The organism is Anaerolineales bacterium, assembly GCA_003105035.1.
Lineage (GTDB): Bacteria > Chloroflexota > Anaerolineae > Anaerolineales > UBA4823 > FEB-25.
Genome location: PQAL01000005.1, coordinates 115,194 through 136,939 on the forward strand (window position 1 = coordinate 115,194; position 21,746 = coordinate 136,939).

The 21,746-nt window shown below is 52.2% G+C and carries 20 protein-coding genes; 14 read left to right on the forward strand and 6 right to left on the reverse strand.

Going from position 1 to position 21,746, the window contains the following annotated elements:
• Positions 1-25 precede the first annotated feature (25 nt).
• Positions 26-1,276, forward strand: a complete 1,251-nt coding sequence (locus C3F13_03460) for a hypothetical protein (GenBank protein ID PWB55739.1) — start codon at positions 26-28, stop codon at positions 1,274-1,276.
• Positions 1,277-1,353: 77 nt separating this feature from the next.
• Here C3F13_03460 and C3F13_03465 read toward each other — a convergent pair whose 3' ends face one another.
• Positions 1,354-2,082, reverse strand: a complete 729-nt coding sequence (locus C3F13_03465; GenBank protein PWB55740.1) for a hypothetical protein — start codon at positions 2,080-2,082, stop codon at positions 1,354-1,356.
• A 231-nt stretch (positions 2,083-2,313) separates the two neighbouring features.
• On the opposite strand from C3F13_03465, the gene C3F13_03470 reads away from it, so the two are divergent.
• The 6 genes from C3F13_03470 (at position 2,314) to C3F13_03495 (ending at position 7,649) form a co-directional block, all read left to right on the forward strand.
• On the forward strand, positions 2,314-2,883 hold the full coding sequence (locus tag C3F13_03470; GenBank protein PWB55857.1) for a hypothetical protein: 570 nt from the start codon (positions 2,314-2,316) through the stop codon (positions 2,881-2,883).
• 78 nt (positions 2,884-2,961) lie between these two features.
• Positions 2,962-4,338 (forward strand): replicative DNA helicase, encoded by a 1,377-nt coding sequence (dnaB, locus tag C3F13_03475; protein ID PWB55741.1) that lies wholly within the window; start codon positions 2,962-2,964, stop codon positions 4,336-4,338.
• A 2-nt stretch (positions 4,339-4,340) separates the two neighbouring features.
• A complete protein-coding gene (locus C3F13_03480; protein ID PWB55742.1) occupies positions 4,341-5,036 on the forward strand; it encodes a hypothetical protein in 696 nt (231 codons plus the stop codon).
• The gene (locus tag C3F13_03485) at positions 4,963-6,399 is read left to right on the forward strand and encodes a DNA replication protein DnaC (protein PWB55743.1); all 1,437 of its coding nucleotides are present in this window, start codon (positions 4,963-4,965) and stop codon (positions 6,397-6,399) included. The genes C3F13_03480 and C3F13_03485 overlap by 74 nt, the downstream gene beginning before the upstream one ends.
• A gap of 153 nt (positions 6,400-6,552) precedes the next feature.
• Complete coding sequence (locus tag C3F13_03490) at positions 6,553-6,825, forward strand: hypothetical protein (protein ID PWB55744.1); 273 nt, start codon at positions 6,553-6,555, stop codon at positions 6,823-6,825.
• Entirely contained in the window at positions 6,822-7,649 is an 828-nt protein-coding gene (locus C3F13_03495) for an iron permease (protein PWB55745.1), read from the forward strand. Before C3F13_03490 ends, C3F13_03495 begins: the two co-directional genes overlap by 4 nt.
• On the opposite strand, the gene C3F13_03500 is transcribed toward C3F13_03495, so the two are convergent.
• On the reverse strand, positions 7,633-8,214 hold the full coding sequence (locus C3F13_03500) for a TIGR00730 family Rossman fold protein (GenBank protein ID PWB55746.1): 582 nt from the start codon (positions 8,212-8,214) through the stop codon (positions 7,633-7,635). The genes C3F13_03495 and C3F13_03500 overlap by 17 nt on opposite strands.
• Positions 8,215-8,391: 177 nt before the next feature.
• On the opposite strand from C3F13_03500, the gene C3F13_03505 reads away from it, so the two are divergent.
• The 3 genes from C3F13_03505 to C3F13_03515 are packed head-to-tail and all read left to right on the forward strand — an operon-like array spanning position 8,392 to position 11,740.
• On the forward strand, positions 8,392-9,306 hold the full coding sequence (locus C3F13_03505) for a sodium ABC transporter (protein ID PWB55747.1): 915 nt from the start codon (positions 8,392-8,394) through the stop codon (positions 9,304-9,306).
• Positions 9,251-10,501, forward strand: a complete 1,251-nt coding sequence (locus tag C3F13_03510; GenBank protein PWB55748.1) for a hypothetical protein — start codon at positions 9,251-9,253, stop codon at positions 10,499-10,501. Before C3F13_03505 ends, C3F13_03510 begins: the two co-directional genes overlap by 56 nt.
• A 3-nt stretch (positions 10,502-10,504) precedes the next feature.
• Positions 10,505-11,740: a hypothetical protein gene (locus tag C3F13_03515; protein PWB55749.1), complete on the forward strand. Its 1,236-nt coding sequence runs from the start codon at positions 10,505-10,507 to the stop codon at positions 11,738-11,740.
• A 37-nt stretch (positions 11,741-11,777) separates the two neighbouring features.
• Here the strand turns inward: C3F13_03515 and C3F13_03520 are convergent, their stop codons facing one another.
• From C3F13_03520 to C3F13_03535, 4 genes are all read right to left on the reverse strand, one after another.
• Complete coding sequence (locus tag C3F13_03520; GenBank protein ID PWB55750.1) at positions 11,778-12,215, reverse strand: D-tyrosyl-tRNA(Tyr) deacylase; 438 nt, start codon at positions 12,213-12,215, stop codon at positions 11,778-11,780.
• Between the two features lie 22 nt (positions 12,216-12,237).
• The gene (gene trpS, locus C3F13_03525; GenBank protein ID PWB55751.1) at positions 12,238-13,230 is read right to left on the reverse strand and encodes a tryptophan--tRNA ligase; all 993 of its coding nucleotides are present in this window, start codon (positions 13,228-13,230) and stop codon (positions 12,238-12,240) included.
• A gap of 166 nt (positions 13,231-13,396) precedes the next feature.
• Positions 13,397-13,582 (reverse strand): hypothetical protein, encoded by a 186-nt coding sequence (locus tag C3F13_03530; GenBank protein PWB55752.1) that lies wholly within the window; start codon positions 13,580-13,582, stop codon positions 13,397-13,399.
• 558 nt (positions 13,583-14,140) lie between these two features.
• Complete coding sequence (locus C3F13_03535) at positions 14,141-15,736, reverse strand: hypothetical protein (GenBank protein ID PWB55753.1); 1,596 nt, start codon at positions 15,734-15,736, stop codon at positions 14,141-14,143.
• A 232-nt stretch (positions 15,737-15,968) separates the two neighbouring features.
• Between C3F13_03535 and amrB the strand changes: the two genes are divergently transcribed.
• From amrB to C3F13_03555, 4 genes are all read left to right on the forward strand, one after another.
• Positions 15,969-16,832, forward strand: coding sequence for an AmmeMemoRadiSam system protein B (gene amrB / locus C3F13_03540; protein ID PWB55754.1), 864 nt, complete (start codon positions 15,969-15,971; stop codon positions 16,830-16,832).
• 57 nt (positions 16,833-16,889) lie between these two features.
• Positions 16,890-18,224, forward strand: coding sequence for an HlyC/CorC family transporter (locus C3F13_03545; protein ID PWB55755.1), 1,335 nt, complete (start codon positions 16,890-16,892; stop codon positions 18,222-18,224).
• Positions 18,225-20,780, forward strand: a complete 2,556-nt coding sequence (gene priA / locus C3F13_03550; GenBank protein PWB55756.1) for a primosomal protein N' — start codon at positions 18,225-18,227, stop codon at positions 20,778-20,780.
• A gap of 78 nt (positions 20,781-20,858) precedes the next feature.
• Positions 20,859-21,743: a hypothetical protein gene (locus C3F13_03555; GenBank protein ID PWB55757.1), complete on the forward strand. Its 885-nt coding sequence runs from the start codon at positions 20,859-20,861 to the stop codon at positions 21,741-21,743.
• The last annotated feature ends 3 nt before the right edge of the window (positions 21,744-21,746 follow it).

The window sequence follows — 21,746 nt, forward strand, 5'->3', positions numbered from 1 at the left end:
TGCGGTTAGAGTAGATAAAAAGCTGATGCCCTCCTTTACCTGGGCTTCGAAATCACTACCAAACCTGCCAGCGACTGCCCTGGAGATGGACTCGATTGTCTATCCCCAGGGCTTTGGTTATCCTGAAGCCTCTCCCCAAAACCAGCTGATCCTGGGAGACAACCTGGTGATCATGCATACCCTGTTGCCGGAATATCGTGGCAGGGTGAACCTCATCTACGCAGACCCGCCTTTCTTTACCAACCGTCATTACCCCATGCGCATTGGGAGAGGTGAAGACTCGCGCCGCCCGCAGGATTGGCAGCTGGCAGAAGGCTACCCGGACCACTGGCCTGATATTGACAGCTACCTGGATATGCTCTACCCCCGCCTGAAGCTGATGTATGAGCTTCTCGCTCCCACCGGCACGCTTTACCTGCACCTGGATTGGCATGCCGATGCATATGCCCGCCTGCTGTTGGATGAGATATTTGGCGCTGAGAGACTGCTGAATGAGATCATCTGGGTCTACCATGGTCCATCTCCCATCCGCACAGCCTTCAACCGCAAGCATGATACTATCCTCGTATATACAAAAGGTGATGAGTACACATTCAATGTCGATGCGGTCCGCCAGCCGTATGATCCAACCACGGTAAAAACATTTGCATCCTCGCCAAAAGCAGGCTTCGGCAAAGTCCCTGACCTCGCCCGCGGCAAAGTGCCTGAAGACTGGTGGTATTTCCCGGTGGTGGCTCGCTTGCATCGTGAGCGTACAGGCTATCCTACTCAAAAACCTGAAGCGCTACTGGAACGTATCATCCTGGCATCTTCGAACCCGGGTGATATTGTTTCTGACTTCTTCTGCGGTTCAGGAACGACTGCCATCGTTGCTGCAAGGCAAGGTCGCAGCTTCATCGCCACGGATGTGAGCTACCGGGCAGTCCACACCTCCCGTTTGAGGCTGGTTGGTGCTGGTGTACCGGCATTCTCCATCCAGCACACCTCTGCTGGTGGCTTGTTGAATGAAGAATCTAATCTGGCTACTTCGTTAGAGCTAAGACGTGAGGGGCATATCGTATTTCTGCAGGCTGAACGGTTGGATGAAATTGATTATTGGGAAATTGACCCTGCATATGATGGATATTTCTTCCGTAGCGCTGCCCAAGCTCTCCGACCGCCTCGCACCGGCAGCCTGCCATGCCAGCTGAACATTCCTTCGATGAGTAGCGCCTATCCGGTAAATGCCCGAATCGTAGATATCCACGGGAATTCCTGTACTACTAAATTAGATTAACCCTCCCGCTCGGCTAAAAATAAAAATCCGTTAACAAATTTGTTAACGGATTTATCCATTAGTATGTATACCGCAGTTTATGCGTCGAGCCGGTAACCAATCCCCCGTATCGTCTTCAGGAACTGTGGTCTGCGTGGATTCTCTTCGATTGCCTCGCGCAGCCAGCTGATGTGCACGTCAAGCGTGCGGGTATCACCGGTATATTGTGTGTCCCACACTTCAGAGAACAGTCGTTGCCGCTCCACCGCCTCACCAGCATGTAAGAGCAGTACTTTTAATAAGTGAGTGAGGCGCGGGGTCAGCCGGGCTTCGCGCCCCTTGCACCTTACACGCTTCAGCTCCAAATCCAACCGGATAAATCCCACGTGAAGGATATTCTTCCCATCGCCAGGCAGCAAGGGTGCGATGCGATTCAATAGCTTACGCGACGTGAAGGGAAGCTCAAGGACGACATTCGCCGAGGTTTGGGTTGGTGCGTGTTTTTTGTTCCTTTGTGTTACTGATTCTGCTGGATTGCTCTTTTCTGATTCTGTGCTTTCATCTTTTTCTTGGTTAGCCGAAGGTAGTATTAAAACGATGGGAATATTTTTAGACTTGGCGCGGATATCATTACAGATGCGCTTACCACTGCTGCGCAGTGAAGAAGCATTCACTACCACCAGGTCTGGGTCAATTTCAAACAATCGCCTAACAGCCTCGCTACCTGTTGGCACTGTTTCCACCAAGTATTCTTTTTTTCTTAGGGAGGGGACGAAGGATGCAGATTCCATTCGCTTTCCCTCCACCCATAATAAACAAGCCTTCATCTACCAATATTCCACTGTTCAGTTTTGACAGGCGCAAGTAATTCCCCGCAAAAGGAGTGCACGTATTATACCGTAATCCGTATCTGCGGCAAGATGTTAAAGGATTCCTTTAACATTAAGAGAACACATGATTCAATAATTCTTTAAATCATTAATGGTTTGTTATCCTGATATCCATGTTAGAATCACCCAACTAAGGAACAATGGTGCCGGAGGCATCTTATGTCTGATATGGTTGAAGTTGTCATCGATAGTATCCGGGTTAGTCTGATTTCTCAACAGCGGATCGTTATCTTGCGTGAGGTGGATGCTGACCGTTATCTACCGATCTGGATTGGTATCTATGAAGCCGAAGCCATTGCCTTGGCCCTCCAGGATGTAGAAGTAGCTCGCCCTCTAACCTGGGACTTACTGAAGAATGTTTTTTCTGTCCTTGATGCCCGCATCATTCGCGTTGAGGTAATTTCCTTACATGACGATACATATTATGGCAATATCGTCGCCGAGTTCGATGGACATAAACTTGACATCGATTCACGACCTTCCGATGCTATCGCTCTGGCAGTGCGCGCCCATGTGCCTATTCTTGTCTCCCGCCAGATCCTCGATTCAGTCGGGGTGATTCCGGAGGAAGATATGCAGGAAGGCTCTGGCGAGAAAACCCAGGCAGCCGAAGCACCTACCGCAGAGATCAATGAAGAGAATTTATCGGTATTCAAAGACTTCCTTGAGAACCTGGACATCGATGACGAAGACAAGGGCAACCAGGAAGATGATGATAAGAAAAAGCCTGATAGGTAAGTCAAACATTGGGCGTTTAACGCAGTAAAATTGAAACATCCGTCTTAAAAAATCCATTCTGGTTGATGAAAGCAGGGAATGAGCGATTTCATTTCTTTTGAGGAAGCTCCTGCACCTACCCCGCAAGTAGTGCCTCACAGCCGTGAAGCCGAAGAAGCTGTATTGGGGGCAGTGTTAATTAATCCGGAGGCGTATTACGAAGTCTCGCAATTCCTACGCCCCGAGGATTTTTATATCCAGCGTCACCGCTGGCTGTGGGAATCCTTCATCCGCCTGCAGGAACGCCGTGCACCCATTGATTTTCTCACCGTTGTAGAGGAGCTGGATCAGCTTGGCCAGCTTAATGAGGTTGGTGGGGCGGTTTATATCACCATGCTGATTAATAACGTCCCCTCCTCCTTGCATGCCGAGGCGTACGGCCGCATCATCGAACAGACTGCTATTCGCCGCAGGATGCTTGAAGCCGCCAATCAGATCGCCAAGCTCGCCTATCAGGAAGAAAACCGCCTGGAAGCGGTGATGGATGAGGCGGAGAAGGCCATCTTCGGTGTCAGTGAGCGGCGCATGACCCGCGACCTGCAATCCATCAAGACGGTGCTTAGTGATTATTACAGCCGTATCGACCAGCTTTCCAAGCGTGACGAGGAAACTTTCGGTGTCCCCACCGGTTTCATCGACCTTGACCGCTTATTAGGTGGCCTGCAGCCATCCGACTTCCTGATCATCGCTGGCCGTCCTGGAACTGGAAAGACTTCCTTCATGCTCTCTGTCGCCAAGAATGCTGCCCTGATCCATAAAAAGCATATCGCCATTTTTTCCATGGAAATGTCCAATGACCAGCTGGCCCAGCGTTTGATCGCTCAGGAAACCGGCATCGACGCCCACCACCTGCGCACTGGCAAACTCTCTGATGATGAATGGTCTCTCTTTGCTCAGGCAATCGAAGTCCTCAACGACACAATGATCTTCCTGGATGATACCCCCGGTCTGACGCCGATCCAGCTGCGCACAAAATGCCGCCGCCTGCACATGGAATATAATCTGGACCTGATTCTGGTGGATTACCTTCAGCTGATGAGTGGTGGGATACGCTCAGAAAACCGTGTCCAGGAAGTGTCTTACATTTCACGCAACATGAAAATCCTCGCCCGTGAGCTGAATGTCCCCGTCCTGGCGGCTGCTCAGCTCTCACGCGCCATTGAGCAGCGTACAGACAAGGAGCCACAGCTTTCCGACTTGCGTGAATCAGGTAGCCTGGAGCAGGATTCTGACGTGGTCATGTTCATCCACCGTCCTGAGCTCTACGAGAAAGACACCCTCAAGCGCCATCTGGTCCAGATCAAGATTGCCAAACACCGCAATGGCCCGGTTGGGAATATTGAGCTGGTGTTCCGTGAAAACCTGACTAAATTTGAAAACGCCGCCACCCAGATAATTGACCTGCGGAAGGTCTAGCCATGACCTTTCCAGGTTTCTCCGATGAAGCTACTGCCCAAATTCGCATACCTGAGCAGTTTTTTCGCCAGGTTTTACCCGATATTACCAACCTGACTGAGCTAAAGCTCACCCTCTATATCATCTGGCGTCTTGAACGCATAGAAGGCGCCATTCACTACCTGCGTTTCTCCGATCTTTTAAAAGACCCCAACCTGCTCGCATCGATCGCTAAAGATCCTCATAAAGCTCACTCCACCTTGCAAGCTGCCCTGAACAGGGCGGTTAAACGGGGTACACTCCTCCAGGCTGATGTTACGGTAGCCGGCGGATCGGAAAAGCTGATATTCCTCAATTCTCCTCGGGGTCGGGCGGCTGTGGCAGCCATTCAGCGGGGCGAGTGGCACATGGCAGATCATCCTGAGCAGTTGCCGGAGCCTTATCCTGAGCACCCTAATATATTTCAGCTATATGAAGCGAATATTGGACCTCTCACCCCATTGATTGCGGATGCTTTGCGTGATGCCGAGAATACCTACCCGCCCGACTGGGTAGAAGATGCATTTCGCCTCGCCGTAGAACGCAATAAACGCAATTGGCACTATATCGAAGCCATCCTGCATCGCTGGCAGGAAGGAGGACGTGATGACCGAAAAGATCAGCAAGCTCGACGAGACACTGAGGAAGCTATCCGAAAATACGGAGACTGGGAGAGATGAGATAGCCGAAGAAATGGATGATTTGAATTACCTCTCATCAAGCGACCTGGCTGGTGATGTAAACTGCCCGTATTGTCACGGTTTAGGCTACCTGCGTCGCGACCTTCCCCTTGGTCACCCTGATTTTGGTCGTTTGCAGATTTGCTCCTGTCGGCAGGGCCAGGTGTCTCAGCAGATCCACCAGCGCTTGTTCAGCATTAGCAATCTGGAAAATCTCCAGCACCTCACCTTCGAGAACTTCCAGCCTCGCGGCCGGATTGGTTTGGGACCATGGCAGGCAGATTCTCTTGAGCGAGCCTATAACCAGGCGCAGCAATTCAGCCAAAAAGCGGATGGCTGGCTGCTGCTTCAGGGAGGTTACGGTTGCGGAAAAACCCACCTAGCTGCCGCGATTGCTAACTTCACCGTTAGCCTGAGCGTCCCTACCTTATTTATTACGGTTCCCGATTTATTGGATGCTCTCCGCTTCACTTATTCGAGTGAGGAAAGTACTTTTGAGCAACGTTTTGATGAGATTCGCCAGGCGTCCTTGCTCATCATGGACGATTTCGGCACGCAAAATGCCACCGCATGGGCACAGGAGAAATTGTTCCAAATATTAAATTACCGCTATATCAACAAGCGACCCTTGGTGGTGACTACCAACCTGCTGCTCGAGCAAATCGAAGGTCGCATCCGCTCGCGACTTGAGGACCCTGAGCTGGTGACACGTGTCTTTATCCAGGCACCCGATTATCGCCGGCCAACCGATGACACCACGCATTCAGACCTGTCTTCCCTGGCCATGCACAGTGAACAGACATTCAGCAACTGGGATGACCGTCAATCAGAGAATCTTTCTGCTGAATTTTGCGAAAGTTTGGCAAATGCATTAAAAGCTGCCACATCCTATTCCCGCGAACCGCGTGGCTGGTTGGTATTCACCGGCCCATACGCCTGCGGCAAGACCCACCTGGCTGCTGCCATCGCTAATTCTCGCGCCGATTTGGGCCAGCCGCCCTTGTTCATCAGCGTATCTGACCTTCTGGATCATCTGCGGGCAACCTTTAGCACAAACAGCCCGGTCAGCCTCGACCGCCGCTTCGAGGAGATGCGCAGTGCCCCGCTGCTCATTCTGGATGCCTTGGGTGAGCAGTCGCCCACAGCCTGGGCCAATGAGAAGCTGTTCCAGCTGATCGATTACCGCCATATTAACAAGTTACCCACGGTGATCACCACCGCAAAATACCTGAATGAAATCGATGAGCGTATCTTAAGCCGCATCCTGGATGCCCGCTTGTGCACGGTTTACGCCATAAAAGCACCCGGTTATCGGGGAGGCGTAAGCGTGAAGGTCACGCGTCATCGCAAGCGCTCAAAATAACCGCAAGATCATCATCGGCGGGAGGATCCCTCCCGCCTTTTTATTTTCTGTCTTCAATGGGTGGAATGAAATTAATCACAGCCTGTTGGGTTTCTAAATATCGGGGTTCCCTTAGCTTTTAATCCCGATCAAGACGCTGCGTCCTGAAATTCTATGGGATTTATTGACAGCCATTCAATGATGCGATATTATATCCAAATTGTCATATATAATATTGATGAAAGGAATACGATAACCATCATGTCACCGGCTTGTATCTTCTGCAACCATTCCGATCAGGAATCCCCTTTATTGTCCTTCCAATATCAGAATGAGCAATACTGGATCTGCCCAGAGCACCTGCCCATCCTGATCCACCATCCCGAGCAGTTGGCAGATAAGCTACCAGGGTTCCAGTCGAAGTTTGTGCCTGCGGAACATTCATGATCGCCAGCCTGGTACTCTCATTGCGTGAAGGGCTTGAAGCTGCTCTGATTATCGGTATTGTCCTGGGCGCTCTCCGCCGCACGGGCCATGCCCATCTCAACCGTTACGTCTGGGCTGGAGTGGCAGGTGCTGGCGGGGTCAGTTTACTCACTGCCTTCCTCCTGCGCCTGGTGGACCAAGAGCTAGAAGGTACCCGAGAGCAAATCTTCGAAGGGGTCACTCTGCTTCTAGCAGCTGCTGTACTCACCTGGATGATCTTCTGGATGGGTAAACAAGCCAGCAGTATGAGATCTAATCTCGATACCAAAGTCAGCCAGGCAGCCAATCTGGGTGGCCGGGGTGCTTTATTCTTCCTGGCCTTTTTCGCCGTCTTGAGGGAAGGCATTGAGCTGGCCTTATACCTGACGGCTTCGGCATTCACCTCCACTGGCCTCCAGACGTTGCTGGGCACATCGATTGGGTTGTTCGTTGCCGCTATACTCGGCTATCTGCTATATACCACCACCCTTCGCCTCAACTTGAAACGCTTCTTTCAGATTACTGCCTTCATTCTAATCTTTTTCGCTGGTGGTCTTATTGCTCATAGCGTGGCTGAATTCAACGAAGCGGGGGTCATCCCAGCCATCATCAGCCCCATCTGGAACCTCAACCCCCTTCTTAATGATCATTCCTCAATCGGAATGATCTTCAGCACCCTCTTTGGTTACCATGGCAGCCCATCACTGACTGAAGTGATCGGCTACAGCATATATGTCCTGGCTGCCTTGCTGATTCTTTTCAAGCCGAGACTTTTACGCTTCAACAAACTCACTCCTCCCGTGTGACCCACTTTTCCATCCCTTGCGGATAGCGATACTGGCACATTAGGTCAAGCAAAGCTTCCGGCTGGTCTGCCACCACAAACAAAGAAGAATGCTCGACATACAAAAAGCCTTCAACGCTGGCGTGCTTGATCGTCTCCAGTAATGGCTCAAAATAATTTTGGGTATTGAGCATGCCAATTGGCTTCCGATGTAGGCCGATTTGAGCCCAGGTGAGGATCTCAAATAGCTCTTCAAATGTCCCATAACCTCCTGGTAGGGCTATGAATCCATCGGAAATATCTGCCATACGCTGTTTGCGTACGTGCATGTTATCCACGATTTCCAGGCGTGACAGTCCATTGTGCATCAATGTAGGCGTGGCAAACATGCCTGGGATCACCCCGATCACCTCCCCGCCTGCTCCCAGGGCACCATCCGCTACGGCTCCCATCATCCCGGTGGAGCCTGCCCCATAGACCAGGGTCATTGCACGTTTCGCGATGGCAATGCCCATCTCGCGTGCAGATCGCAGGTAAGCTTCCCCCATCTTATCCGAAGAACCGCAATAAACACATACCGATTGCATCACCGCCATCCTAAGAGGTATTTGGAGAACCACGCCATTATAGCATCCATGGCGATTGGGCAGTGAATGGCTGCAGTTACCACCAGAAACCTCAGGAAATCTTTGCCCGCTGGCCCGTACTTGTAATACAATAGCTGTAAGCTTCTATTCGAAAAGCCGGAAAGGAAGTTTATTCGTATGCCTGCTGTCGAACTATCCCATATCAGTAAGTCCTTTGGAACGCTGAAAGCCGTGGACGATGTCTCTTTCGATGTGGAAAAGGGAGAGATCTTTGGTCTGCTTGGCCCCAATGGTGCCGGGAAAACAACTGCCATCCGGGTGCTGTTGGATATATTCAAGCCCGATTCTGGCGAAGTCTCTATCCTGGGCGGACCGATGACAGAATCCAAAAAAGACCACATCGGTTACATGCCAGAGGAACGTGGTCTATACCAGGATATTCCCCTTGACCGCTGCCTGGTTTATTTGGGCACTTTGAAGGGCCTATCTCCCATCGAAGCACAAAATCGAATTTCCAGTTATTTGGTTCGATTCGACCTCGAATCCTCTCACCGCAAGAAAGTCAAAGAGCTCAGCAAGGGTATGCAGCAAAAGGCTCAGCTCATTTCCACGCTGATCCACCAGCCAGAATTGCTCATCATCGATGAACCGTTCAGCGGCTTGGACCCCATCAATACCCAGATGGTGAAGGACCTTCTTCGTGAGCAGCGCGACAAAGGTGTGACCATCCTGATGTCGACCCACCAGATGCACCAGGTGGAGGAGTTATGTGATCGCATCGTGCTGATCGATCATGGCCGTACTGTTTTATATGGTCGTCTAGATGATATTCGCAACCAATTCGCTGGTCACGCGGTAATCGTTAGTACACCAAATGAGCTTCCAAAGTTGGATGGCGTAATTAAGAAAGAGGAGCACAACTCATCGGCATTTCGACTGACCCTTGCACCCACCGTGAGCGCTCAGCAAATCCTGCACCAGCTGGTCGAATCAGGTATCGAGGTCAACCAGTTTGAGATTGCTGCTCCAACTCTGGATGAGATATTCATCCGTGTTGTCCAGCAAAACGACCCGGAGAAAAGTTATGAGTAAGTTCTGGCGAATTACCTGGAGGGAATACTCCAGGCATGTGTTCCGCAAACGCTTTTTAATCACCCTGCTAAGTGTTCCGCTCATGCTGGCTTTGATGGTGGGTCTCGTGGTGATTATCATCTGGATGGATTCAGACCCGACCCCAATCGGCTACATTGATAATTCGGGGATCCTGGCAGACCGCATCCCGCAGCCACCAGTCAAATTTCCCGAACGGAATGCTACATTTACATCTTATGCTGACCAGTCCAGCGCAGAGAAAGACCTCTTAGCTGGCAAGCTCCAGGCATACTATATCATTCCAGCGGATTACTTGCAGACAGGTGATGTGAAGGAAGTGTACCTTGAGGAACCGCGTGGCATCGCAATCCAGCAATTTTATTCCTTCCTGAGCATCAACCTGCTTAAAAACCAGCCCCCCGAAATTGCCAGTCGGCTGATGGATGGGAACAAGATCGTTGTGCAATCCGCAGACAAGACCCGTGAGGCTTCCCAGGAAAAAATCATCAACCTCATTCTGCCATTTGTCGCCGGGATCTTGTTCATCGTTGCCATGAGTACCAGTTCGGGCTATTTGCTTCAAGCCGTGGTCGAAGAAAAGGAAAACCGCACCATGGAGATCATGGTGACCTCGGTCTCTCCCAATCAGCTGATGAGTGGAAAAACCATCGCGGATATGGCAGTCGGGATCACTCAATTGCTCGTATGGGGGATATTTATCTTCCTCATCCTGTTATTCGGAAAATCTTATTTCTCTTTCCTGAGCGGAATCGCCTTCCCACTTGAAACAGTTGCCATATTGGTCGCAGTGATGATCCCTGCCTTCATCATGATATCCGGGTTAATGGCTGCTGTAGGAGCTACCGTGACTGAAGCCAGTGAAGGCCAGCAGGTGATGGGATTGTTTACCATCCCCATTTGGTTGCCCTACATCCTCATCGCCGTCTTCGTTCAAAACCCCAACAGCCCCCTGGCAATTGCCATGACCCTTTTCCCACTCACGGCGCCTATGACCATCGCCATACGGATTGGTTTTACCTCCATCCCAACCGCGCAGTTGCTAGCCAGCTTCATCATCCTGGTGGCATCCGCAATTGGTGCGATTTGGCTGGCTGGCCGCGTTTTCCGTATGGGTATGCTGCGTTATGGGCAGCGCTTACGCTGGAAGGAAATCTTTGCCCATCAAAAGGGATAAGCTATGAATAAGACCTGGTTGATAATTCGGCACGAAATTTTTACCATCCTCTCACGCCCCTCTTTCTTGTTTGTCTTGTTTGGGATCCCAATCATTGGGGCATTAATATTTAGCGTTGGTGGGCAGTTATCCAGGGGTAACCCGGCTCAGAACATACTGTCCTCTTTGATTGGTAGCCCCCAGACTGTGCAGACTGAAGGCTATATCGACCAAAGTGACCTGATCAAACAAATTCCAGCCGATGTACCCGCAGGGCTGCTGATTGCCTTTTCTGATGAAACCAGTGCCCGGCAGGCGCTGCAAACCGGTGAGATCTCTGCTTATTATGTTGTCCCGTCAGATTACCTTCAAACCGGGCAGATCACCGCGGTGAAAGCAAATTTCACCCCAATCGGGGACGGAGGTCAATCTGGTTGGCTTGAATGGACCTTGAAGGTCAACCTGTTGGGAGGCAACACCCAGTTGGCTCAATTATTGAATGGTCCAATCAATGTCGAAAAGACCGCCTTATCCGCAGCACCCCAGCGCGAACAAAGCAGCATGCTTACCTATTTCCTTCCCTACGGGGTTACGATGCTGTTCTACATCATCATCCTCAGCGCTGCCAGCCTGCTGCTGAATAGCGTTGCCAAAGAGAAGGAAAATCGCACCATGGAGATCCTACTTGCCTCCGTCACTCCCACCCAGCTCCTGTCAGGCAAGATCATCGGGTTGGGGCTGTTGGGTTTGCTCCAAACCATCATCTGGGTGGGCACTGGCCGTATCCTTCTGGCGCGTGGAGCGACGACGTTTAACTTGTCACAGGCATTTCAGCTACCGCCTTCATTCCTCTTCTGGGGGCTGGTTTTCTTCCTGCTCGGCTATGCCGTGTATGCCAGCCTGATGGCTGGGCTTGGCGCCCTGGTGCCTAATCTGCGTGAGGCTACCCAGGCTACTATCTTAGTGATCTTTCCGTTGATCATCCCCATTGTCTTGCTCAGCGTCTTGATCCAGGAGCCAAACGGTACACTGGCTGTGTTTTTAAGTCTGTTTCCTCTGACCGCCCCAGTGACCATGATGACCCGCCTGGCGGCGGGTACTGTACCCATATGGCAAACCTTACTTTCAGCCGTTCTCCTGGCTATCACTGCCGTGCTCATCGTCCGCTCAGTGGCGCGCATGTTTCGGGCACAGACGATTCTATCTGGCCAGCCATTCAGCCGAAAGTTATTCATCTCAACGTTGTTTGGGAAACCCTGATCAAGCCTCACCCAGGTCCAGTAACCCAATTGCTGGTTCAGGCTTCCAGCCAGATGGTTACTGGACCATCGTTGATAATTTCAACCTGCATATGTGCCCCAAACTCACCAGTTTGGGTCGGAATACCCAGCTGGCTAAGCTGGCTTGCAAATCGCTCCACCAGTGGGCGGGCAACCTCCGGTAAGGCAGCGTTAGTGAATGAAGGGCGCCGGCCTTTGCGGGTGTCAGCATACAGCGTAAATTGCGATACCACGATCGCCTCTCCGCCAGCCTCCAGCAGGGAGAGGTTCATCTTTCCCCGCTCATCTTCAAATATTCGCAGGTTGCTGATTTTCTCGGCCAGGAAGTGAACCTGCTCCTCCCCGTCCTGTGGGCCAATCCCCAACAGGATCACCATACCTTTGCCGATCTCGGCAATGGCATGCCCTGCCACCAGTACCCTGCCCGATTTCACCCGTTGTAATACAATCCGCATTGGGTTTCTTTCCAGGTTTTGTCTATGACAGTCCGACCGCTTCTCTCACGTCTGCCATGGTTTGCTCCGCGATCTTCCTCGCCCGGTTGGCTCCATCATCAAGCACACCCAGCACGTATGTCGGATCCTTGGCCAGCTCATTGCGACGCTCTCGGAAAGGTGCCAGGTGAGCGTTAAGATTCCGGGCGTACAACATCTTGCAATCCACACAGCCAATTCCCGCTCGCCGGCATTCCTGGTTCACCATGGATACCTCGTCCTTTGAAGAAAATATCTTGTGCATGGTGAACACATTGCAAATATCCGGGTTGCCTGGGTCGCTGCGTAGCTTGCGGTTGGGGTCGGTCACCATCATTCTCACCCGCTTGGTCGTCTCCTCCGGAGTCGCCGAGATCTCAATATGATTATTGAGGCTCTTGCTCATTTTTCGCTCGCCATCGATGCCCAACACGAGCGGAATCTCGGTGTTTTTCATTTGTGGCTCAATCAGCACCTTGGTGTTATAGCGGTAGTGGAACGAGCGTACGGTTTCACGCGCATACTCAAGGTGCGGCGCCTGGTCAATGCCTACCGGCACGATATCAGCCTTGTATAGCACGATATCCGCGGTCATTAACACCGGGTATCCCACCAGTCCATAATTGACATTCTCTGGTTGGTCGCGCACTTTATCCTTGAAGGTCGGCAAGTCGGTAAGCTTGCCCAGGGGTGATACCATGGAGAGGATCAGGTGCAGTTCGGCGACCTGGGGCACATGCGATTGGATAAAAATGATCGTTTCCTGGGGGCGGATACCCGCCGCCAAGAAATCCAGTGCCATATCCATGGTGTTTTCGCGCAGGTTCAGGGTATCCTCCACCGTGGTCAGCGCGTGCAAGTCGACGATGCAGTACACACAGTCGTATTCATCCTGCAAGGCAACGTAGTTTTTTATTGCACCCAGGTAATTCCCCAGGTGCTGCTTGCCGGTGGGCCTGGCACCCGAGAAAACGCGGCCTTTCTTTTGTTGAGTCATATGCCCTCCTTTTTTGTCATTGCGAGAAGTTAGGTCAGGTTTTTTAACCAAACGACGAAGTAATCTTCCTTTGCCATTACGAATGACTGGCCTGCTCGCCGACCTCGACCAAAGCAACTTGTGGATTTGCTAGGGTTTTTGTCGATCTGCAATGATCGTTTACTAGTTACTTCTTCTCTATAAACTTCCTCACAATATCCGTTATCTCACCAGGGTCAGCATGGCGGTGAGTTTCCAGCTTGGAATACAGCAGCTTGCCATTGATCGAAAACTCATACTGTCCACCATCCGATGGCACCAGTGTGATCGTTTCAATCTCCGGCTCAAACTCCTTTAGCAATTCGGCTGCCAGACTGACAGCCCTGTCGGTATAGTGTCAGACTGCGCAGTAAACCAGGTTGATTTTCATTAACATGACGCACCTCCATTTGATTAGTAATGAACACCCCCGCCAGTGATGCGACGGGGGTGAAAAAGCCAGCTTCACGCTTCAGGTACAAGACCTACGATACCTTTTGCCTTGGTAACGGTGGCAGCTCCGGCACGGGCTACTTCTTGTGGTTTCACCCTGCAGCTCCGAGGTCCATTTTGCGCAGGCGCTCTGGCGGGTTTCTCAGCATCTACCGCTTTCTGTGCAGCCGCTTCCACGTATACTCGTCCTCATCGTGGCTGTTACGAATATTGGCGAATAGTATAACATAAATGCCTGCGGGCAAAAAGGACCCACATCAATGTGAGGCTAAGCAACAACTCCAAGCCAGGCTCGCTGGATGTTCCGACCACAAGCTCCATCATCAACAGCTGTTAAAATACTGGTGTATTCCCCTGAGCCATGAGATGAAGATGTGTAGATTGGCAGGAACATCCGAAAATCGGTAAAAGAACCAGTTTCTACCTTTTTCTATATGATTCACGGGAGTGAATAGGCCGTGAGATTTCCACTCTGATCTGTGATATACAACCTGCCATTCGCTACAATTGGGCTTTCCCAATGGATTGAGCCAATCCGGTTATCCGACCATAAAAGGCTGCCAGTTACTGCGCTGAATGCACTGATTACTCCCGAACGAGCTATAAACACTACACCATTCGCAATCAGGGCAGACGTTCCACCACTGCTGGTCCATTTTGGTGTCAGGCTCGCCTCCCCGCTGGCATTGACGGTCAGCTGCAAACCCGCTGAGCCATTACTATTGATTACAAATACCCAGGCGCTGTGATCCGCTGGATTCACCCACACCGCTGGTTGGCTAAAGATACCTCCACCCATAGGTACGCTCATGGTAAACACTTCGCCTCCCGTGTGCCCGGTTCCGTTCTGTCCGCTCAATTGATCCAGGTTTAATAATCTTAAGATCCCGTCCTTGCCGCCTTGTATTGCTAAGTATGGGTATTTCCCAGCTGCTGGGGGAAGGATGGCTGGAGCAGTGCTGCCAAGATCAGCATCGGAATCATCTAGGAACTGGAAGTTTGTCGGCGTGTAGCTATCCAGGGGGGCTCCTGCTGATCCGCTGCCATCTGGTTGAAGGCTGAATACCGTATCGCCCCACATGAATCTGGATGGTTGAAACGTGCCATTTCCCGTGGTCATCAAGATGCGATCATGATAAGGGTCATAGATCACTCCCGGTCGTGCCCAAATCGCGCCCATCGTTTCAGGATAACAATCTGCTCCATTCGTAACCCTTGAATCGATAAAATGTACCGCTTGGTCGCTGCACAACGTATTGAATACTTTCTGTGACCCGTCATTGAGATTGATAGCGGTAATGTGTCCCTGATAGTTGCCTTTGTCGCCCGGATAACCTGCCTGAGCGACATACAGATAACTAATCCCATTGCCTGAGGTGGCAATACTTAAGGCTGATGATCCCTTTTCATCATAACCCTTCAAAGTAGTCAATTCTGGCCAACCACCTGAGGTGATCTCCACCCCCGTTCCAACTGCATACTTATGTACATAACCGTCCAGTCCATAGCTATATACATATTTCCTGTTCGGATCGATAGCCGGAGAGGAGGTGGTATAACAAATTTCATTACGGGTCAGGTTGTTATTGATCAGGCAACCGTTTGGGCCATTTTGCTGAGACCAGACTATCACTCCTGTATGGGCATCCAGTGCCGTAATATGGCCGTCCTTGGTCGTGACGAAAAGCAGGTCATGGATTCCCGATCCGGTGCTTACTGCTGATAGGTATACCGGAGTGCCGTCAGCGATGCCTGGCAGGGGTACTTTGAAAAGCAATTGTAGTTGGGCAACTTTGTTTATGTTGATGTCACTCTCTAAGGTATTATTTCCAGAATGTTCTGCGTCGCCATTGAACTGAAGCCAATCATAGCCTTTTTGACTGCTGACGAGGGGTAGATACTTGGTATATGTATTAGCAGCCGCTGCAGGTTCCGGCTGGCGTAGGTGCAAGCTAAAATATATAGCTATGCTGAGGACACCAATGAGGATTAACGTGATCAACTCGGTATTACGTTTTGCATTCTTGGGTTCCATTTACTTTTCTCCCTGGAGAAAATTATAACAAATAGGGCTAACATTGTGCGATTAATAATTATTCATAAATCGCGGGGCTGAAAAGCGTGTGCTAATTCTTTGTGTTGCATCTGGCCGCACTTGCCGCTCATCTGAGATGGGTGGAAGCAAATCGATTATGCATACCGGTGAATTAATCTCACGCACTCACCCCTAGATATGCTACAATTTGTTACGCGATCAGGAGGGTACGATGAACGCTAATCTTGATATTCGTCCATCACCCATTGCCGGGCAGTGGTATCCAGGTGATCCCAAACGGCTTTCAAGCTCTGTGGATGGTTACATCCACGATGCTGTTCTTCCAGAGCTGGATGGTGAAGTGGTGGCCATTGTCACGCCTCACGCCGGGCATATCTACTCTGGGCCGGTGGCTGGCTATGCCTTTGCTACCCTACGTGGGCTGAAACCTGACCTCGTGGCTGTTATTTCACCCATGCACTATCCGTATAACGAGCCTTTCCTGACCACCGCCCACGATGCCTACCAGACGCCTCTCGGCCTGCTCATGGTGGATCGGGAAGCTGTTCAAAAGTTAAGCGGATGTCTGGAAGAGCAGCTCGGTTACGGCCTGAGCCAGGTGAAGCGTGATCGTGAGCATTCGCTGGAGATTGAGCTCCCCTTCCTGCAGCGGGTGATCGAGTCAGAGTTCAAATTACTGCCGGTCATGGTCCGCGAGCAGGATCGTAGAGGCACACAGGCCTTGGGCATCTGCCTGGCAAAAACCCTGGAAGGACGGAGTGCCGTGCTTGTTGCCAGCACCGATCTTTCGCATTTTTATCCCCTGAACCTCGCCAATCAGTTGGACGAGGTGATGCTAAATGCCATCGCCTCTTTCGACCCCGACGAGGTGATTCGTGCGGAAGAAGAGGGCCGCGGCTTTGCCTGTGGCCGGGGAGCCTTAGCGGCAGTCTTGTGGGCCGCCCGTGACCTGGGGGCTGACCGGGTTAAGGTTCTCAAACACGCCACCTCCGCAGAAGTCACCGGTGATAAATCTCAGGTGGTGGGCTACGGGTCAGCCGTGGTGCTTCGCTCTACGCCAGGTTCACCCGGGTAAGTAGTCGGTGCTTGATAACTTCTGCATGTGTTGATCGCATAGGGTTAATATAAAAATATGTTAGCTTGGGATTTCTTACTGATCATGGCGCTGGTGGCGTTGAATGCCTTTTTCACCAGTATAGAATTTGCATCTGTCGCCGCTCGCAAGGCGCGCATTGAGCTTGCCGCAGAGGAGGGCAATAAGGCTGCGGAGATCGTCAAAGGTTGGCTCGATAATCCTGTATCACGTTCCAGGTTGATCGCAGCCTGCCAGCTGGGGATTACCATCGTCAGCCTGACATTGGGTGCCGTCGGTGAGAACACCTTTGAACAACTCCTGACACCCCTGTTTCGCCAGGTCTCAATGCCACCCAGCCTCGAACGGCTTTCACCTTTGATGGCTGCCCTGCCGCTAATATTCTCGCTAATTATCATCACTAGCATCCATGTTGTATTGGGTGAGCAGGTACCCAAGGTGGCTACTCTGCACCAGCCAGAACGGGTGGCCCTGCTGGGTGCCCAGCCCATGCGCATCTTCAGCCTCGTCTTCAAATGGTTTATCGACCTGCTTGACTGGGTTACCAGGCTAATCCTGCGCTTGTTTGGTTTGGAGCTTGTCGGCGGCCATTCACTGATCTATACCGTGGACGAGCTAAAGCAAATGATCACCGAGTCGGAAGAGGGGGGCGTGCTCGAGCCTCCCGAACGTGAGATGCTTGAATCAGTATTCGATTTTGGCGAGCTGCTCGTGCGGCAGGTAATGGTGCCCCGCACAGAGATTGTCGCTATCGAAGCCAGTACCAGGCTGGATGACATCATCGCCATAGTGACCCAACATAGCTACACCAAGCTACCGGTCTATGAAGCTGACCTGGACCAGATCGCTGGCATTCTGCATGTCAAAGATGTGCTGCGGGTGATGAAGCAATCCGATTGCGAGGAAATCACCGCTGGCGAGCTCGCTCGTGAGACCCTCTACATCCCGGAGACCCTGCCGGTAAATGACCTGCTGCGCCAGTTCAGGCACAACCGCCAGCATATTGCCATTGTTCTGGATGAGTTCGGCGGCACAGCTGGTTTGGTCACCTTGGAGGACCTGCTGGAGGAGATCGTCGGGGAAGTCAGTGACCAGTTTGATAAAGCCACACCTGAGATCCAAACACAACCGGATGGGAGTGTGCTGATCGACGGGCTAACCTTGATGGAAGCTGTTAATCAGCAGCTTGAGCTCAACTTGAGTGACCCCCATTACGATACCATTGCAGGATATTTCTTAGGCAAGCTTGGGCATATCCCAAAGGTGGGTGACGCGGTCGATTCTGGCGGGGTCCAGCTGAAGGTTGAAGCAATGGATGGGCTGCGTATCGCCCGCCTAAGCCTGGTTCGCTTGAAAGACAACCCGCCTGAGTAAATGACCACCTACGTCGAAGTTGGAGTCAATGTCCCGCAGGTGAGTGGGACTTTCCATTACCACCTGCCACCCGAATTGGAGGGGCAGATCAAACCTGGGCACCTGGTCGAAGTACCCTTCAGCCGACAGCGTGTCCAGGGTGTGGTCTTCCGCCTTGTAGACCAGCCTGAAGTGCCCGAGACGAAGCCAGTGACAGCCCTGCTTGATCCATTGGCAGTGCTCACCCCGCAGCAAATCAGGCTGGCTGGTGAGTTATCAGAATCAACGCTGGCTCCCCTGGCAGCCTGTATAGATGCCATGATCCCCCCCGGCCTGGCCCAACAGGCTGATACCCTCTACCAGAAGAGCACGCCTCTCCTACCCGTGGCTCATCCACTGACCTCTCTTCAAAATCGCATGCTTAACCTGATTTCCGAGCGTGGGCCCCTCCGCGCCCGTCAGCTGGATAGTGCTTTCCGCCATGTGGACTGGCGTCCGGCGGCCAGGTCGCTGGTCAATCAGGGTCTGTTGAGCACCCAGACGGTCCTGCCTGGTCCTGCTGTCGGGCCCAAGACGGTACGCACAGCACAGCTGACGTGCACGTCTGAACAAGCTGAGGCTGATATGCCCAGGCTTTCCAGGTCTGGCAGCCCGGCCTTACGACGCCGGCAGGCCATACTCAGTATGTTGCTGCGCGAGCCTGGTGAAGTAGAAGCCGCCTGGTTGTACGCGGAGAGTGGCGGTAACCTGACTGACCTGCAGGCTCTCGAGAAACGCGGCCTGGTTCGGCTCGGAGAAGCCCAGGTATGGCGCGATCCGCTGGAAAGCCTGGATTTTGTCGCCAGCCAGCCGCCAAAGCTGACCAATGACCAGCTGAGTGTTTGGAATACGATCGAAAAAGGTATCCAGCAAGCCGCCACTGTTGAATATATTAAACCATTTCTACTCCATGGAGTCACTGGCTCGGGCAAAACTGAGATCTACCTCCGCTCAGTGGAGGCCACCCTCCAGCTCGGAAGGCAAGCCATCGTGTTGGTGCCTGAGATCGCTCTGACCCCCCAAACTATCCGACGCTTTGTCAGCCGCTTCCCCGGTCTGGTGGGGAGTATGCATTCGCGCCTTTCCCAGGGCGAACGCTTTGATACCTGGCGCAGGGCCCGCCTGGGAGAAATCTCTCTGATCGTTGGGCCGCGTAGTGCCTTGTTCACTCCCTTTGCCAATGTGGGTTTGATTGTCGTCGACGAATTCCATGATGACACCTATTACCAATTCGATCTGCAGCCCCACTATCATGCCAGGGATGTGGCCGTCAGATACGCCCAACTCACCGGTGCAGTCTGCGTGCTTGGGTCAGCCACACCCGATATCGTCAGCCGCTACCGTGCCGAAAAACAGGAATGGCACTATTTGAGCCTGCCTCAGCGCATCCTCGCTCACCGAAAAGCGGTTGAAAACCAGGTGAAAAAGCTGGGCATCAGCTCGCATTACCAGCCAGTCAGCAACGATACCGAATTCATCGAGTTGCCTCCTGTGCAGGTAGTGGACATGCGCACGGAGCTCCAGAACGGCAACCGCTCAATCTTCAGCCTTTCATTGCAACAAGCGCTTGAAAAAACCTTAGCCCACAATCTGCAGGCGATCCTTTTTCTTAATCGGCGTGGCAGTGCCACTTACATTTTCTGCCGCGACTGTGGCTATATTCTCAAATGCCCGCGTTGCGATCTGCCGCTCACCTATCATATGGCTAGCCCGAGGCTAGAGCAGGATGCTGCAGCCTCACCTGATTCCCTCACCTGCCATTATTGCTTTTATAAACGCCAGATGCCCAAGACCTGTCCCCAGTGTGGTAGCGAGCGTATCCGCCAGTATGGCACAGGCACCGAAAAGGTGCAGGCCGAGGTTAATCATCTTTTTCCCACTGCCCGTACCCTGCGTTGGGATTTCGAGACCACGCGTCAGAAAGGCGCCCACGATCTCATCCTGGCGAACTTTGTCAACCACCAGGCGGATGTCCTGATTGGCACCCAGATGATCGCCAAGGGGCTGGACTTGCCCCTTGTCACACTGGTGGGGGCAGTCCTGGCCGATGTGGGTTTGAGCCTTCCCGACGTGCGTGCCGCAGAACGCACCTTTCAAGTGCTCACCCAGGTAGCGGGGCGTGCCGGGCGAAGCCCGCTGGGAGGCCAGGTCATCCTGCAGACTTTCCTGCCGGAACATTATGTCATTCAGGCTGCCTCCCGGCATGATTATCAGGCTTTCTATCACCAGGAGCTGGAGTACCGGCGCCAGCTGCATTACCCACCTTTCTCGCAGCTGGTTCGTCTTGAGTATCGCCACCGCGATGTTGAACATGCCGAATCTGCTGCTAACATCATGGCTCAGCAAGTCCGCAGGTGGCTGGAAGAAGAGAATCGCCTGGAGACCGAGCTGGTCGGACCAACACCCTGCTTCTTCTCACGCCTGGCTGGACTGTATCGCTGGCAGATCGTCCTGCGTGGACCAGACCCTGCCTCATTACTGCGTGGTCGTCACTGGGCTGACTGGCGGGTTGAGGTGAATCCGCCATCTATACTATAATATACTACTCCACCCATACGACGAAATGATTCGTCATGAGGTGGCATCCAGGCTAGTAACATTGTTTGGGAGGTCCATATGGAAAGTTTCAAGCGGGGATGGGGATTCTTAAAACAAGCATGGCAGATGGCTCTCAAAGATAAAGACCTGATCAAGCCTTCCATTTATGCCCTGATCGCTGGCTTTATCATAACCCTGGTTTTAGTCGTCCCCGTCGGGTTTGCAACCTATCTTCTGCAAGATACCCTATATGGTAGATATATCATCTATGTCTTGTGGGCTATCATCATTTTTATCCAGTACATCACCGGGTATGTCTTCTCTGCCATGACCGTCTATCTGATCTTCGGCTACCTGGCTGAAGGTGATGGAAGGATGGATAAAGCCTGGGGCATCGTCAGGCGGGATTTGTGGGATATCGCCAGTTTGGCTGCTGCTTCGACATTAGTCAACTTGTTAGCCAGCGCAGTACGCGGTAAGGATAGAGGCGCAGGTAGGGGCCTCTTGGCTGGGATCATCGAAGCCGTCTGGACTGAAGCAGCTTTCCTGATCCTGCCTGCCATGGTTATTGAGGATATCAACCTGAAAGGCGGTATCAAGCGAGCCACTCAGATCATCAAGGAAAACCTGCTTCTGGTAGGCATCAGCACGGTGGGGGTAAAAGCAATCGTAGGCTGGGTCGGCTTTTTGTTGGGCACAATCGGTGTTGCACTTGGTTTAGGGGTAGGCCTCGGGATCATCTCGGTTAGCCAATCCTCCACGGTCGGGTTGATCAGCGGTGTGACTCTGGGCATTTTGATTGCTACACCCTTCATCCTGTTCGCCACAGTGATCAGCACGTACACAGCCACAGCTTATCACACCTGCCTGTACCTGTGGGCCAGGGATGTCGAGCGTGCCCGCCTGGAAGGTCAGACTGGTGCGGTAACTGCTCCAGGACCGTTAGCCAGCGTGCTGCAGTGAGCC